At 69.2% G+C, this 13,427-nt stretch carries 14 protein-coding genes; 12 read left to right on the top strand and 2 right to left on the bottom strand.

The genetic code is table 11. From position 1 onward, the window contains the following. Positions 1 to 19: 19 nt before the first annotated feature. The 6 genes from I6I07_RS23755 (at position 20) to I6I07_RS23730 (ending at position 6,064) form a co-directional block, all read left to right on the top strand. Entirely contained in the window at positions 20 to 1,006 is a 987-nt protein-coding gene (locus tag I6I07_RS23755) for a Bug family tripartite tricarboxylate transporter substrate binding protein (protein WP_054430424.1), read from the top strand. Positions 1,007 to 1,041: 35 nt separating this feature from the next. Beyond that, positions 1,042 to 1,827 (top strand): HpcH/HpaI aldolase family protein, encoded by a 786-nt coding sequence (locus I6I07_RS23750; protein ID WP_006395016.1) that lies wholly within the window; start codon positions 1,042 to 1,044, stop codon positions 1,825 to 1,827. Positions 1,828 to 1,943: 116 nt separating this feature from the next. Then, positions 1,944 to 3,269 (top strand): ABC transporter substrate-binding protein, encoded by a 1,326-nt coding sequence (locus tag I6I07_RS23745; protein ID WP_232625708.1) that lies wholly within the window; start codon positions 1,944 to 1,946, stop codon positions 3,267 to 3,269. Between the two features lie 4 nt (positions 3,270 to 3,273). Further along, complete coding sequence (locus tag I6I07_RS23740; protein ID WP_198483975.1) at positions 3,274 to 4,149, top strand: carbohydrate ABC transporter permease; 876 nt, start codon at positions 3,274 to 3,276, stop codon at positions 4,147 to 4,149. Next, positions 4,146 to 5,000, top strand: coding sequence for a carbohydrate ABC transporter permease (locus tag I6I07_RS23735; RefSeq protein WP_054430427.1), 855 nt, complete (start codon positions 4,146 to 4,148; stop codon positions 4,998 to 5,000). The genes I6I07_RS23740 and I6I07_RS23735 overlap by 4 nt, the downstream gene beginning before the upstream one ends. Before the next feature lie 8 nt (positions 5,001 to 5,008). Beyond that, positions 5,009 to 6,064 (top strand): ABC transporter ATP-binding protein, encoded by a 1,056-nt coding sequence (locus tag I6I07_RS23730; protein ID WP_198483974.1) that lies wholly within the window; start codon positions 5,009 to 5,011, stop codon positions 6,062 to 6,064. A gap of 15 nt (positions 6,065 to 6,079) precedes the next feature. Here I6I07_RS23730 and I6I07_RS23725 read toward each other — a convergent pair whose 3' ends face one another. Continuing rightward, positions 6,080 to 7,102, bottom strand: a complete 1,023-nt coding sequence (locus I6I07_RS23725; RefSeq protein WP_198483973.1) for a LacI family DNA-binding transcriptional regulator — start codon at positions 7,100 to 7,102, stop codon at positions 6,080 to 6,082. A 121-nt stretch (positions 7,103 to 7,223) separates the two neighbouring features. On the opposite strand from I6I07_RS23725, the gene I6I07_RS23720 reads away from it, so the two are divergent. The 6 genes from I6I07_RS23720 (at position 7,224) to I6I07_RS23695 (ending at position 12,493) form a co-directional block, all read left to right on the top strand. Next, on the top strand, positions 7,224 to 8,363 hold the full coding sequence (locus I6I07_RS23720) for a cupin domain-containing protein (RefSeq protein ID WP_198483972.1): 1,140 nt from the start codon (positions 7,224 to 7,226) through the stop codon (positions 8,361 to 8,363). A 1-nt stretch (position 8,364) separates the two neighbouring features. Continuing rightward, a complete protein-coding gene (locus tag I6I07_RS23715; RefSeq protein ID WP_232625707.1) occupies positions 8,365 to 9,099 on the top strand; it encodes an alpha/beta fold hydrolase in 735 nt (244 codons plus the stop codon). Positions 9,100 to 9,453: 354 nt separating this feature from the next. After that, positions 9,454 to 9,897 carry a DUF2946 family protein gene (locus tag I6I07_RS23710; RefSeq protein WP_198483971.1) on the top strand — a complete coding sequence of 148 codons (444 nt, stop codon included), beginning with the start codon at positions 9,454 to 9,456 and terminating at the stop codon, positions 9,895 to 9,897. A 205-nt stretch (positions 9,898 to 10,102) separates the two neighbouring features. Further along, positions 10,103 to 10,366: a FeoA family protein gene (locus I6I07_RS23705; protein WP_198483970.1), complete on the top strand. Its 264-nt coding sequence runs from the start codon at positions 10,103 to 10,105 to the stop codon at positions 10,364 to 10,366. Then, complete coding sequence (gene feoB / locus I6I07_RS23700; RefSeq protein ID WP_198483969.1) at positions 10,359 to 12,182, top strand: ferrous iron transporter B; 1,824 nt, start codon at positions 10,359 to 10,361, stop codon at positions 12,180 to 12,182. Before I6I07_RS23705 ends, feoB begins: the two co-directional genes overlap by 8 nt. Beyond that, entirely contained in the window at positions 12,170 to 12,493 is a 324-nt protein-coding gene (locus I6I07_RS23695; RefSeq protein ID WP_198483968.1) for a DUF6587 family protein, read from the top strand. Before feoB ends, I6I07_RS23695 begins: the two co-directional genes overlap by 13 nt. Here the strand turns inward: I6I07_RS23695 and I6I07_RS23690 are convergent. Beyond that, positions 12,480 to 13,382 carry a LysR family transcriptional regulator gene (locus I6I07_RS23690; RefSeq protein WP_198483967.1) on the bottom strand — a complete coding sequence of 301 codons (903 nt, stop codon included), beginning with the start codon at positions 13,380 to 13,382 and terminating at the stop codon, positions 12,480 to 12,482. The genes I6I07_RS23695 and I6I07_RS23690 overlap by 14 nt on opposite strands. Between the last annotated feature and the right edge of the window lie 45 nt (positions 13,383 to 13,427).

Below are 13,427 nucleotides of genomic sequence, written 5' to 3'. Positions count from 1 at the left end.
CCCTAACAGGAGACTATCCATGCGCAGTACTACCTTGTTTCGCACCCTGGCGACCGCCTGGGCGCTGGCCTGCGCCGCGCTGCCGGCCCATGCCCAGGGCGGGGCGGCCTGGCCGGCCAAGCCCATTCGCTACATTGTGCCGTTCTCGCCCGGCGGCGTGTCCGACGGCGTGGCCCGCCTGATGGCCGAACAGTTGAGCACGCGCCTGGGCCAGCCCGTCATCGTCGAGAACAAGCCGGGCGTGTCCGGCGTGGTCGGCACGCAGCTGGTCGCGCGGGCGGAGCCCGACGGCTACACCGTGGTCGGCGGCACCATCACCACGCACGCGGTCAACCCATTCTTCATCAAGTCGCTGGGTTACGACCCGGTCAAGGATTTCGCGCCGGTGGCGTTGGTGGGCATGGTCAGCAACGCGCTGGTGGTCCGCGCCGACAGTCCGTTCAATTCCGTGCAGCAGGTCATCGATGCCGCCCGCGCGCAACCGGACGGGCTGACCTACGGCACCGCCGGCGCCGGCACCTCGCAGCACTTGTCGGGCCAGCTGTTCCAGTCGATCTCGGGCACCCGGCTGCGCCAGATCATCTACAAGGGCGGCTCGCAGTCGATGGTGGACCTGATCGGCGGCCAGATCGACATGGTGTTTGAAACGGTGGCGGCGGCCCGGCCCATGATCGATTCGAAGCGCGTGAAGGTGCTGGGCGTGACCGCTGCCGCGCCGCTGGCCGATCTGCCGGGCGCAAAGCCGCTGGCCGAGCTGGGCCTGCCGGGCTTCGAGATGCAATCGTGGCAAGGCATTTTCGCGCCGGCGGGCACGCCCGCACCCATTGTCGAACGACTGGCGCGCGAGATCGGCGCCGCCCTGCAGAGCCCGGACGTGCGGGCCAAACTGTTGACGCTGGGCGTGGCGCCCGACGGCCGCGGCCCGGCGCCATTCGCGCAGTTCCAGCGCAGCGAAATCGACAAATGGGGCAAGGTCATCAAAGACGCCGGCATCCAGGCCGACTGACACGCATTCCTCGACACCCACAGAGAAGACAACCCATGAATGAACCCTGCTATCCCCTCAATGGCGACCTGCCCGCGATGCTGCGCGGCGGCGGTCCGGTGCGCGGCCTGTTCAACGGCCTGCCGAGCCCGGCCGTGGTCGAAATGTGCGCCTACGCCGGTTTCGACTTCATCATCCTGGACAACGAGCACGGCAGCGCCGACCTCGACACCACCGAACACATGTTGCGCGCCGCCCGTGCCGCCGGCATCGCCCCCGTGGTGCGCTGCTTCGAGCACGATCTGCCGCGGATCCTGGACATGGGCGCCAGCGCCGTGCAGGTGCCGATGGTGGAAAGCGCCGCCCAGGCGAGACGCCTGGCCGACCAGATGCGTTATCCGCCGCTGGGCCGGCGCGGCAGCGCCTTCAGCACCCGCGCGGCCGGCTATGGCGCATTCGGCGGGGCAGGGCATACGCAACGCAGCAATGACGGCGTGGCGCTGATCGCGATGGTCGAGACGCCGCAAGCCATTGCCGCGGCCGGCGAGATCGCCGCCGTCGACGGCGTGGACGCGGTGTTCATCGGCCCCAATGACCTGGCGCACGCGATGGGCTACGGCAGCGACTGGAATGCCGCGCCGGTGCAGCAGGCCATCGAGCAGGGCCTCGGGGCCATCGTGGCGGCGGGCAAGTGCGCCGGCATCGTGGCGCTGACGCCGGCCGACGAAGAGAAGTACGGCGCCTGGGGCGCGCGCTATTTCGCCAACGTGTCCACCAGCATCATCACCCGCGCGCTGGCCCAGGCCGCCGCGGCGGGGAGGGACGCGCGACTGCGTTACTGAGCCGCCTCCAGACCGGGCCGACCGCGAGGACGGCCCGGTTATCATCGCCTGCTCATGCATTCGAATGCACAAAATAACGGCGACCACGATCCGGTACGCCGCGAGAGGAGACAAGCATGAAAAGAAGACAGTTCCTGGCGGCTGCGGCCGCCTGCTCCGGGTGGAGCGCCATGCCGGCCTGGTCGCAGGCCGGCCCGGACCTGAAGCCGGGCAGGCCCTATGCCGGCACGCGACTGGCGATCATGCTGCCGCCGTCGTCGCAGTTCCGGGCGCAGGAGAAGCGCCTGGACGAGTTCGAGGCGGCTACGGGCATCAAGGTGGCCTACCAGTACGTGCCTTATGGCCAGTTGCTGGAGAAGCTGACGACGGAAGCGGTCGGCGGCGGCAGCGCCTATGACCTGATGGCCTACCAGGACAGCTGGCTGGCGTCGCTGTCGGGGTACCTCAGCCCGCTGGACGCGCGGCTGGCCGATGGCGCGGTGGATCTGGGGCGCTATCCCGAGGTCTATCGCAAAGCCTGCCAGTATGGCGGCGCCACCTATGGCTTGCCGGTGCGGGCCCATCCCCAATTGCTGTTCTACCGGCGTGACCTGTACGAGCAGGCCGGCGTCGAGCCGCCGCGCACCTGGGACCAGATGCTGACCGCGGCGACCGCGGTGCAGGCCGCCAGCGGCGTGCCGGGCGTGGTGATGGACTACGTCAAGGGCAGCGGCTTCCAGAACCTGTGGATCTGGCTGAATTGCCTGTGGGGCCACGGCGCCGAGGTGCTGGATGCCGACGGCAGGCCGTCCTTTCAGCTGCCGGCCGGCGTGCAGGCCACCCAGGCCTATGTCGATGTGCTGCTCAAGCACCGGATCGCCAATCCCGGTTCCAGCCAGTTCAATGAGTACGACATGGTCAACGCCATGGCGCAGGGCAACGGCGCGACCATGATGGTGTGGTGGTGGACCTATTCCGTGCTGACGGGGGAGCGTTCGCGTTTAATGCCCGGCCAGGTCGGCTTCGCGCCCATGCTGCGCGTGGGCTCGCCACAGTCGCCGACCGTGGCGATCGTCATGCCTTTCGGTATTGCCAGGCAGTCGCGCCAGCAGGACGCGGCCTGGGAATTCCTGAAGTGGGTGTCCAACCCGGCGCTGGAAAAGGCCATCGTCTGCGACAAGCGCGACCCGCAGAGCGCGGATATCGTCGCCACGCACACGGCGACCTATCTGGACGACGAGGTCAACCAGGTCAACCACGGCCTGCATCGCGCCGCGCTGGCCAGCCTGCAGGGCGCCCGCACCGTGCCGCAGCTGGCCAACTGGCCGCAGATCGCCACTGCGCTGGAGGCCGCCGTGTCCGAAATCGTCTCCAGCGGCAAGCCGGTGCAGGCGGCGCTGGACGACGCGGCCGCCCAGGTGGCCCGCATGAATCGCCGCGCCGGCGCACGCGGGCGAGGGTAGGGCCATGAAAGACCGTACCTTGAAATACGTCTTGCTGGCGCCCGCCCTGGCCATCTGCGCGGCGACCCTGCTGTATCCGCTTTGCCAGTCGCTCTGGTACTCGCTGCACGACTGGAACCTGGGCCGTTCGGCTACGCCAGAGGGCTATGTGGGCTGGCTGAACTATGCCGACTTGCTCTGGCATGATCCGGTCTTCCTGGACAGCGCCTGGGTCACGCTGGTGTTCACCGTGCCGTCGGTGGTCCTGACCATGGCGGTGGCGCTGGGCCTGGCCGTGTTGCTGGCCGGCGACGGCCGGTTGCAGGTCAATGCCCGCACGCTGCTGGTGATTCCATTCGCGATGTCGCCCGCGCTGATCGGCATCTCCTGGCGCTTCATGCTGAATCCGGAGTTCGGCGCGGTCGACGCGCTGCTCAAGGCGGTGGTGCCGGGGTGGAGCGGGGCGCCGGTGCTGGCGGATCCGCTGTTGGCCATGGCGGCCCTGATCCTGGTCGACGTGTGGCATTGGGCGCCTTATTTCATGTTGACCTTCATCGGCGCGCTGGCCGCGTTGCCGCAGGACACGCTGGACGCCGCCCAGGTCGACGGCGCCGGACGCGGCCGCATCTTCTTCGAAATCGTGCTGCCGCAACTGCGGCCGGTGCTGACCATCGCCATCCTGCTCAAGACCATCTTTTCGCTCAAGGCGCTGGACCAGGTCGTGACGATGACGGCGGGCGGCCCCGGGGCGGCCACCGACACGTTGCCCCACGCCATCTACAGCACCGCCTTCCGCTTCTACGACATCGGCTACGCCGCGGCCATGGCCTGGCTGCTGGCCATCGTGATGATGGGCCTGGCGCTGGTCTATTCCCGCTTTGCCATGGGACGCCCATCATGACCCAGACTGCCATTCTCAATCCCGCCGCCGCCACGCGCCGACGCCGCCGCCGGGGCCTGGCGCGCCGACTGGCGATCTGCCTGGTCACGCTGGCCTGGTTCGCGCCCGTGGCCTGGATCGTCGCCACCGCCTTCAAGCCACGGCTCGACGTCTACAGCCTGGCGCTGTGGTTCCGTCCCACGCTCGACAGCATCGTCGCGGCCTTCGGTTCGCCCTACCTGCTGGGAGAGCGCCTGTTCAACAGCGTGTTCGTCACCGCGGGCACCTTGCTGATGGCGATTCCGGTGGCCACGCTGGCTGCCTATGCATTTTCGCGTTTTCGCTTCCCGGGGGGACAGTTGGGGCCGCTGCTGCTCCTGGCCACGCAATTCCTGCCGCCGGTCATCATCGTGATTCCGTTGTTCGTGGTGTTCCGCAATCTGGGCCTGCTGGATACGCCCTGGGCGCTGATGGTGGCCAATCTGTCATTCGTGGTGCCGTACGCCACCTGGATGATCAAGGCCTTCTTCGACGCCTTGCCGCCCGACATGGAAGAGGCGGCTCAGATCGATGGCGCCTCGCGGCTGCGGGCGCTCTGGGAAGTGGTGGTGCCGGTGGCGCTGCCCGGCATCGCCAGCGCCGCGATCTTTTCGTTCGTGGTGTCGTGGAACGAATTCTTCTATGCGCTGGTGCTGACGCGCGACCAGGCCGTGACGCTGCCGGTGGCGCTGATGAGCGCCCGCACGGAGCAGGGCGACGCCTGGGAAATCATGGCCAGCATGGGGCTTTTCATCATTGCGCCCATGCTGCTGATCTCGCGCTTCGTGCAGCGCTATTTCGTCAAGGGCCTGGTCACAGGCGCGATTCGCTGAGGGAAAAAATGGCTTCCGTAAAACTGATCGATATCGAGAAACGCTGGGGCGGCGTGGTCGGGGTGGCCCGCCAGTCGCTGGAGATCGCCGACGGCGAATTCGTCGTCTTCCTGGGACCGTCCGGATGCGGCAAGACCACCACCATGCGCATGGTGGCGGGGCTGGAGGCGCCCAGCGCGGGCGAGATCTGGATCGGCGGGCAGGACGTCACCGACGCCTTGCCCAAGGACCGCGACGTGGCGATGGTGTTCCAGAACTATGGCCTCTATCCGCACATGACGGTGGGCGAAAACATCGCCTATCCGCTCAAGGTGCGCGGCGTCGCGCCCTCGGAGCGGCGCGAGCGGGCCCGCGCGGTGGCCGAGAAAGTCGAGCTGGCCCATTTGCTGGACCGCCGTCCGCGCGACCTGTCCGGCGGCCAGCGCCAGCGCGTGGCCCTGGCCCGCGCCATCGTGCGTCGCCCGCAAGTCTTCTTGATGGACGAACCGCTGTCCAACCTGGACGCCAAGCTGCGCGTCAGCATGCGCGCGGAAATCCGCCGATTGCAGTGCGAGCTGCGGGTGACCACGATCTACGTCACCCACGACCAGATCGAGGCCATGACGCTGGCCGATCGGGTGGTGGTCATGCGCGGCGGCCTCATCCAGCAGGTCGGCACGCCCGCGGACGTCTACAACCGGCCCGCCAATCTGTTCGTCGCCGGGTTCGTGGGCTCGCCGTCGATGAACCTGCTGCCGGCGCGGGCGACGGCGGGCGGGCTGGAGGTCGAAGGCTTCCGCCTGGCCGGCTTCGATGCGCCGCCGGACACGGCCCTGGTGCTGGGCGTGCGCCCCGAAGATGTGGCGCTGGCGCTTGCGGGCGAGGGAGACCTGGACGGCGTGGTCTATATGTTCGAATTGACGGGCGATGCGGTGCTGGTCACGCTGGATGTGGGCGGCTCGCGGCTTTGCGTGCGCGGCGACCGCCACCTGCGCTATGCGATCGGCGAGCGTGTCGGGCTGTGCCTGCCGCGCGAGCACTGCCACCTGTTCGACGCCGCCACCGAAGCGCGCCTGTCCGCCTGAACCATGACGGTCCGTTCACTCCGGCCAGGCCGCCGACGCGCGGATGATGACTTCGCCCGGCAGGCGCTGGCGGCGAGGGCGCCGCTCGGGCGTGGCGCGGCGCTGGCGCAGCAGTTCCACGGCCTGGCGCGCCATGGCGTCGATGGGCTGGCGCACCGTGGTCAGTCTGTAGGGCGCCCGCGCGCCTTCCGGCACATCGTCGAAGCCGGCCACCATGACCTCGTCCGGAATCTTCCAGTCCAGCTCATGGCGGCAGGCATCGATGACGCCCATGGCCATCTGGTCGTTGGCGCAGAATATCGCGTCAGGTCGGGCGCCCCGGGCAACCGCGTCCAGGAAGACGGCGTGCGCCTGGTCGTAGGAAAAGCCGCCGTCGAGCACCGCGGCCTCGGGCAGGCCGGCCGCGCGCAGGCCTGCCTGGAAGCCGTCGATCCGCAGGCGGCCCACCGGCGCCGCCGCCGGGCCGCCCAGGCAAAGAAAGCGGCGGCGGCCCGCGCCCAGCATGCCCTCGGCCAGCGCCCGCGCGCCAGCCTCGTGATCGGTCGACACCGCGTCCGCGTCCGTCTCGCCGGGGCTGCGGTTGAAGAACAGCACCGGCACGCCGTGGGCCGTGAACCCCTGCACAGCGGCCGGATCCAGCGTGGCGCAGGCGATCAGGCCATCCAGCGGATACCCGCGCAGGCCCAGCAGCACCGGCTTGACCGAGGCGTCGTCGTCGACCGCCAGCAGGATCATGTGCTGCCCGGCGCGCGCCAGCGCATCGCCCAGCGAGTAGAGCAGGGCGGGCGCGCTGCGCAAGGTGTAGCGGGTGATCAGCACGCCGACCGCATGCGAACGGCGCGTGATCAGCGAGCGCGCCAGGGCGTTGGGCGCGTAACCCAGGCGAGCCGCGACGGCCAGCACGTGTTCGCGCGTGTCGTCCGAAATGTGGCTGCCCGGCTGGAAGCAGCGCGAGACCGTCGATTGGGCAACGCCGGCCGCCTGGGCTACGTCGTAGGAGGTGGCGCGGGCGGCGCGCGGGCGGGAAGCTGTCGGCATGGGCTTGGGTGGCGGTTTTTTCGCCTGATTATGCATTCGAATGCTTTCCGTTCCAAATGTGGGGCGCCTATGCCTCTTTTCCGTTTCCGGCGCCGCCGCGCGCCGCCACAGGAGTCAAGCAATGAATGAAGTCGTTCTGGACCGCGCCGCCGCCCAGGCCCGCGCCATCGCCCGTGAGGACATGGTGGCTTGCCGGTTGGCCTTTATCGACTGCAAGCTGCCCGGATCCGACCTGAAGGAGAACTACTCCATGATCGGTCCGGGCGTGACGCAATCGGAGGAGCAGGTGGTGAACCTGCGCGAACCGCACGGTTTCAATATCGGCGCCGCCGCCATGCCGGCAGGGGTGACCAATAACCTGCACCTGCATTTCAGCGCCGAGGTCTTCTTCATCCATTCGGGTCAGTGGACGTTCCGCTGGGGCTCGGGCGAGGGGGCCGGCGAACTGCGTGGGGGGCCGGGCGACGTGCTCAGTATTCCGACCTGGATCTTCCGGGGGTTCTCCAACGATGGCGACGGGCATGGCTGGATCTTCACCGCCCTGGGCGGCGATGACACCGGCGGCATCATCTGGCACCCGGACGTGCTGGCCGCGGCGGCCACGCACGGATTGTTCCTGGGTCGCGACAACACCTTGCTGCATGGCGCGGCGGGCCAGCCTCCCGAGGCCGGACTGATCGAGCCCCTGAGCCCGGCCGACATGGCCGCGCTGCCGCGCTACACCCCTGCGCAGATGCGCCGGCGCGCGCTGGCCGCGCAAGACCGCGACTGGTCGGCCCGGGCGTTGCTCGGCGCTCGCGGCTGCGAACTGGCGCCGGTGATCGGCCACGGCATCAGCGAAGACCGGGCGCAGGCCGCGCCCCTCGCCAACCCCCATGGCTTCTCGGTCGACTGGCTGCGGTTGGCGCCCGGCGGCACCACCGGGCGCCTGCGGCTGCGCGAAAAGCAGGTGTTCATCGTGATGCGGGGCGAAGCCGAACTGGTGCTCAACGGCCCGGGCCGCGAAGTGGTGGTGCCGCTGCGCGAACAGGCCATCTATTCGGTGCCGTCCGGCGTCTGGCGTGAACTGCGCCAGGCTGGCGAACAGCCCGCGGCGGTGATCTCGGTCTGCGCGGGAGACCAGCGCAAGCGCATCGAATGGCCGACCGCCACGCTGGCCGAGGCCGGGAGGCACGACCTGGCGTTGGACCCCGACGGTTACCTGGCGCGCCGAGGCTTGCTGCCCGAGACCGCCCTCGGGGTCGGCGAAGCGCGCTTCTGACGTGGCGCCCACCTTGCTGTTGATCGGCGGCACGGCGTGCGACGAGGCCTTGTGGGCGCCGCTGCGCAAGCTGGCGCCGCCCTTGGCGCAGTGCGTCCGGGTGGCGGATTACGGCGCGCACGAATCGGCCCGCGCGGCGGCGGCCGACTTGCTGGAGCGGCATCCGGGCAGATTGGTGCCGGTGGGCTTTTCGCTCGGCGGCTTCGTCGCCCAGGAAATGGCCGCGCAGGCGCCCGGACGCCTGGCGGGCATCGCGTTGGTCGCCACCAACGCCCGGGCCGATACGGCCGCCGGCGCCCAGGCGCGCCAGCGCATCGTCGATCTGGCCGATGCGCTTGGCCCGGGCGCCGTCGTCCGGCAGCACCTCTGGCCGGCGTATGTGGCGCCGGCCAGGCTGTCGGACAGCGCGTTGCAAGACGCCATCGTCGCAATGGCCGACCGCCTCGGCATCGCGGCGCTGCGGCGCCACGCCGCGATCGCGGCCACACGCGCCGACGGGCTGGCGCGCCTGTCGGCGTGGCATGGCCCGGCGTTGGTGGTCAGCGGCGCGCGGGATGTGATGAACCCCACGGACCGCCAACGCGAGATGCATGCCCGGTTGCGGCAGGGCCGGTGGGTCAACCTGCCGGACGTGGGCCATTTCGTGCCGCTGGAGGCGCCACGGGCCTTGCATGGCGCGTTGCGCCAGTGGTTGCAGGACGGTGTGACGTTCGAAAGGCTGGGGAAATGGGAGTAACGCGGCGCCTCGGAAGCGGGCGCTTTATGGCGACACGGGAGGGGTTTAAAGCAGGAAGGTCCCGGATCGGGATGGCTTGGATCCGGGATTGTCAGGGGCGGTCAGCCCTGGCGCCCAATCTTTCGCTTTACATAATATACATTATGCGTAAAACGTGCCTGGGAGAGTGGCGGGCATCGCCCATGGTCAGGCCGCACTGCGACGCGCAACAGCCGTTATTGAGTCCGGACATGATTGCCGCTACAGGCCAGGAGATCATGGCGTCGGCAAACGATGAGGGGCGAGTTGCACCGGACGGACAGCAAGCCGATCGCGGCGCGGGCCGATCCCGACGGGATGTCTTAGAATCCAGCCATGGCCATTTCCCCCCGTCCAGGTCCGCCCCTCGCGCTCAAGTCCTGGCACGCCCACGGCGTGCTGTGGGCATTGCTGCTGGCGCTGGTCCTGCGCGGTTTCGTGCCGGCGGGATACATGCCGGACACGCGCGCCCTCGAAAAGGGACGCGTGACCCTGACGCTCTGCTCGGCGGCGGGCACGGTGTCCACGGTGCTCCTGACCCTGACGGACGAACGCAAGGAGAGCGCCCGTCACGGCGAGCAGGCGGCCTCCGGCATGGACTGCCCGTACGGCTTGTTGGCCCACGACGTGTCGGCGCAACCGCCGCCCGCCCTGGTTCCCCTGCCCTTGCCGGTAGCGGTGGCGGCGCTGCCCGCGGTCGATCCTCGTCAAGCCTTGCCCCCCCTGCCCGCCCTGGGCCCGCCTCTGGGATCCCGCGCGCCTCCCCTTTCCCTCGGCTGATCGCCGCCGCTGCGGCGCGCCTGGCATGGCGCGCCCGCCCAGCTGTCCATCGCCGCCCGGCATCCGACCGTCACGCATTGGCCTTGCGCGGGCAGATCGCCCCCCTCGTGGCATCTCGTCGGCCAACTTCGGGCGCGATGCGGGGGTATTCGCGATGCCCCCGGCTTGCCCTGTTCCACAAACGATTTTCATTCGATTTCCCATCATGACTAACGATTCGCTACGTCTTTGCGATCTCTCGCCGCGGGATCGCGCGGTGGTCGACCATGTCGCGCCGCAACGCCCCGGCGATCCCATCGCCACCCGGTTGCACGACCTGGGGTTTGTCAGCGGCGAACCGGTGCGCCTGACCGCCCGCGGCCCGCTCGGCGGCAGTCCGCTGCTGGTGGCGATCGGCGCCACCCGCTTTGCGCTGCGCCGCGAGGAAGCGGCGCGCGTCATCGTCAAGCGCGAGGTGGCGCATGGCTGAAACCGCACTACGGCTGGCCCTGGTCGGCAACCCCAACTGCGGCAAGACCGCCCTTTTCAATCGCCTGACCGGCGGCCGCCAGAAGGTCGCCAACTACGCCGGCGTGACCGTGGACCGCAAAGAGGGCTTCTTCGCCACGCCGGCAGGCCGGCGCGCGCGCATCCTGGACCTGCCGGGGACCTACAGCCTGGCGGCCGCCAGCGCCGACGAACGCGTCACCCAGGATGTCCTGCTGGGCCAGTATCCGCGCGAAGTCCGGCCGGACCTGGTGGTGATGGTCGTCGATGCCACCAACCTGCGCCTGCATCTGCGACTGCTGCTGGAAATGCGGCGCCTGGATCTGCCGATGGTGGTGGCCTTGAACATGTCGGACGCGGCTCGACGGCGCGGCATTCACATCGACGTGCCGGCCCTGGCCCGATGCCTGGGCGTGCCGGTCGTCGAGACCGTGGCGGTGTCGCGGCGCGGCGCCCAGGCGCTGCTGGACCAGCTGGACCAGCCCCTGGCGCCCCAATCGCCCCTGCCCCTGAGTACCGATTCGCAGGCCGAGCTGCGCCAGATCCTGGCCGACACCGTGCGCATGCCGGACACCACCACGGCGATCGACGACCGCATCGATCGCTGGACGCTGCATCCGCTCATCGGCCCGCTGATCCTGGCGCTGGTCATGTTCCTGACGTTCCAGGCCGTCTATGCGATCGGCAAGCCGCTCACCGACGCCATCGCGGACGGCATCGGCGCGCTGGGCGCCTGGGCCACGGCCGGCCTGGGCGACGGTCCGCTCAAGGGGCTGCTGCTCGAAGGCCTGTTCGGCGGGCTCGGCACCGTCCTGGGCTTCCTGCCGCAGATCCTGGTGCTGTTCCTGTTCATCCTGGTGCTGGAGGAGTCCGGCTATCTGCCGCGCGCGGCCTTCCTGCTCGATCACGCCATGGTGGCCGTGGGCCTGACGGGACGCGCCTTCATCCCGCTGCTCTCCAGCTTTGCCTGCGCCATTCCCAGCATCGTCGGCACGCGCAGCATCCCCGACCGGCGCGACCGCCTGGTGACGATCCTGGTGGCGCCGCTGATGACCTGCTCGGCGCGCCTGCCCGTCTATGCGCTATTGATCGGCGCCTTCGTGCCGGACGTACCGGTGCTGGGCGTCTTCAACCTGCAAGGCATGGTGTTGTTCGCGCTGTATGCGGGCGGCATCCTCGCGGCGCTGGCGGTCGCCTGCGTGGCCAAATGCCTGCGCCCGGCTGGCCATGCCGCCGCCTTGTTGATGGAGCTGCCCGCCTACCGCCTGCCCAAATGGCGCGATATCGGCATCGGCCTTTGGGAACGCGCCTGGTTGTTCCTGAAGAAATTGACCGGCGTCATGCTGGCCCTGACGGTACTGATGTGGTTCATCGCCTCCTTCCCCGGTGCGCCTGCGGACGCGGCCGGACCCGCCATCGAATACAGCTTCGCCAGCATGCTGGGCCAGTGGATGCAGCCGCTGTTCGCGCCGCTGGGCTTTAATTGGCAGATCACGCTGGCCCTGATTCCCGCCTTCGCCGCGCGCGAATCCGCCGTGGCCACGCTGGCGACGATCTATAGCGTGGCCGAGGGCCAGGACGCGGCCCTCGGCGGCCTGCTGGCCGGGAGTTTCCCGCTCGCCAGCGCGCTGTCGTTGATGGTCTGGTTCGCCTTCGCGCCGCAGTGCATGTCGACGCTGGCGATCATCAAGCGCGAAACGGGCGACTGGCGCAACGTCGCCCTGTCGTTCGGCTACATGTTCGCGCTCGCCTATGTCGCCGCGTTCGCGGCATACCGGCTCGCCGGGTGGTTGCTGTGATGTCCGCCACCGGCGCCCCTGTGTGGCAATACGTGGTGCTGGTCCTGGCCGTGGCGGGTAGCGTCGTCGCGCTGGCCGGGCACCTGTCGCCGGCCCTGCGGGCCTGGCTGTGGCGATCGGTGGCGCGGCTGCTGCGCCATCGGCGACTGCCCGCGTCCTTGCGCAGGCTGGGCGAGCGGCTCGCCGCGGCCCATTCACAGGCCGGCGGCCAGGGCTGCGGCTCGTGCGCGGGCTGCGCTTCGTCGGCGCCGCGCACGTCGCAACCGCTGGTGCGGCGGCCGCGCGGCGTCGGGGGGATCAAGCGCCGATAACGGAAAAGTACGGCGCCCGCGCCAGTTCTTGCCGCGCGATGCGAACAACCGCATCCAGCCCCGCCATGTCGGCCACCCGTGGATACGCGGCGCACAAACGCAACGGAGAAAACGGCCGGTCCTGTTCGTAGCGCACCACCGCGCCTCGTGCCAGCGCATCGGCCATCAGACCGACCGGCAGCGCGCTCATGCCGACGCCGGCCGTGATCAGTCCGACGATGATGGCCACGCTGGTGCAGGTGCTGAACTCCGGCAATGGCGTGCGTTCCTGGTTGCACCAGGCGGCCACGACCTGATGCAGCGGCGACGGCGGCGGCACCACGAACAGTTTCTGGGCGGCCAGGTCCACTGCCCGTAATCGCGGGCGCGGGTCCAGGCCGATCCAGGCCACCTCGGCCCAGGCCAGCGGTTCGACCTGCACGTGATGGCTGACGCCCGCGTCGATGAGAAAGGCGATATCGAGCTGGTTGGTGTTCAGGCGCTCGCTGAGCACCAGGCTGTTGGCGATGGTCAGTTCGACCTGCAGGCGCGGATAGCGCTGTTCGAGCTGTCTGACGATGGCCGGCAGGCACGCCATGGCCATGGTTTCCGACGCGCCCACCCGCAACCGGCCCTGCAGCGGGTCGCCGGTGCGCAAACGGGTTTCCAGTTCATCGAGCACGCCGACCGCCTGCTCGGCGTAACGCCGCGCCAACACCCCTTCTGCCGTCAGCACCGCCCGCCTGCCCTCGCGCTCGAACAGGCGCACGCCCAGCGCTGATTCCAGCTCGCGGATGCGCAGGGAAATGGTCGGCTGCGTCACATTCATGTGCTCGGCGGCGGCCTGGAATGAACCCAGCCGGGCGATCGCCAGCAGGGCCTCCATCTGGGGAATGGAAAATCGTCTCATCAGGAAAGTTTATACAAAACCGCCAAAAACTTTAATTAGAAGGAA

It is taken from the genome of Achromobacter deleyi, from assembly GCF_016127315.1.
Taxonomy (GTDB): Bacteria; Pseudomonadota; Gammaproteobacteria; order Burkholderiales; family Burkholderiaceae_B; genus Achromobacter; species Achromobacter insuavis_A.
This window is presented reverse-complemented; position numbering and strand designations above follow the sequence as displayed.

Bases quoted from the DNA above. Each gene is read 5' to 3' on its own strand.
- I6I07_RS23755 (WP_054430424.1), top strand. From the start codon at position 20: ATGCGCAGTACTACCTTGTTTCGCACCCTGGCGACCGCCTGGGCGCTG.
- I6I07_RS23750 (WP_006395016.1), top strand. From the start codon at position 1,042: ATGAATGAACCCTGCTATCCCCTCAATGGCGACCTGCCCGCGATGCTG.
- I6I07_RS23745 (WP_232625708.1), top strand. From the start codon at position 1,944: ATGAAAAGAAGACAGTTCCTGGCGGCTGCGGCCGCCTGCTCCGGGTGG.
- I6I07_RS23740 (WP_198483975.1), top strand. From the start codon at position 3,274: ATGAAAGACCGTACCTTGAAATACGTCTTGCTGGCGCCCGCCCTGGCC.
- I6I07_RS23735 (WP_054430427.1), top strand. From the start codon at position 4,146: ATGACCCAGACTGCCATTCTCAATCCCGCCGCCGCCACGCGCCGACGC.
- I6I07_RS23730 (WP_198483974.1), top strand. From the start codon at position 5,009: ATGGCTTCCGTAAAACTGATCGATATCGAGAAACGCTGGGGCGGCGTG.
- I6I07_RS23725 (WP_198483973.1), bottom strand. From the start codon at position 7,102: ATGCCGACAGCTTCCCGCCCGCGCGCCGCCCGCGCCACCTCCTACGAC.
- I6I07_RS23720 (WP_198483972.1), top strand. From the start codon at position 7,224: ATGAATGAAGTCGTTCTGGACCGCGCCGCCGCCCAGGCCCGCGCCATC.
- I6I07_RS23710 (WP_198483971.1), top strand. From the start codon at position 9,454: ATGGCCATTTCCCCCCGTCCAGGTCCGCCCCTCGCGCTCAAGTCCTGG.
- I6I07_RS23705 (WP_198483970.1), top strand. From the start codon at position 10,103: ATGACTAACGATTCGCTACGTCTTTGCGATCTCTCGCCGCGGGATCGC.
- feoB (WP_198483969.1), top strand. From the start codon at position 10,359: ATGGCTGAAACCGCACTACGGCTGGCCCTGGTCGGCAACCCCAACTGC.
- I6I07_RS23690 (WP_198483967.1), bottom strand. From the start codon at position 13,382: ATGAGACGATTTTCCATTCCCCAGATGGAGGCCCTGCTGGCGATCGCC.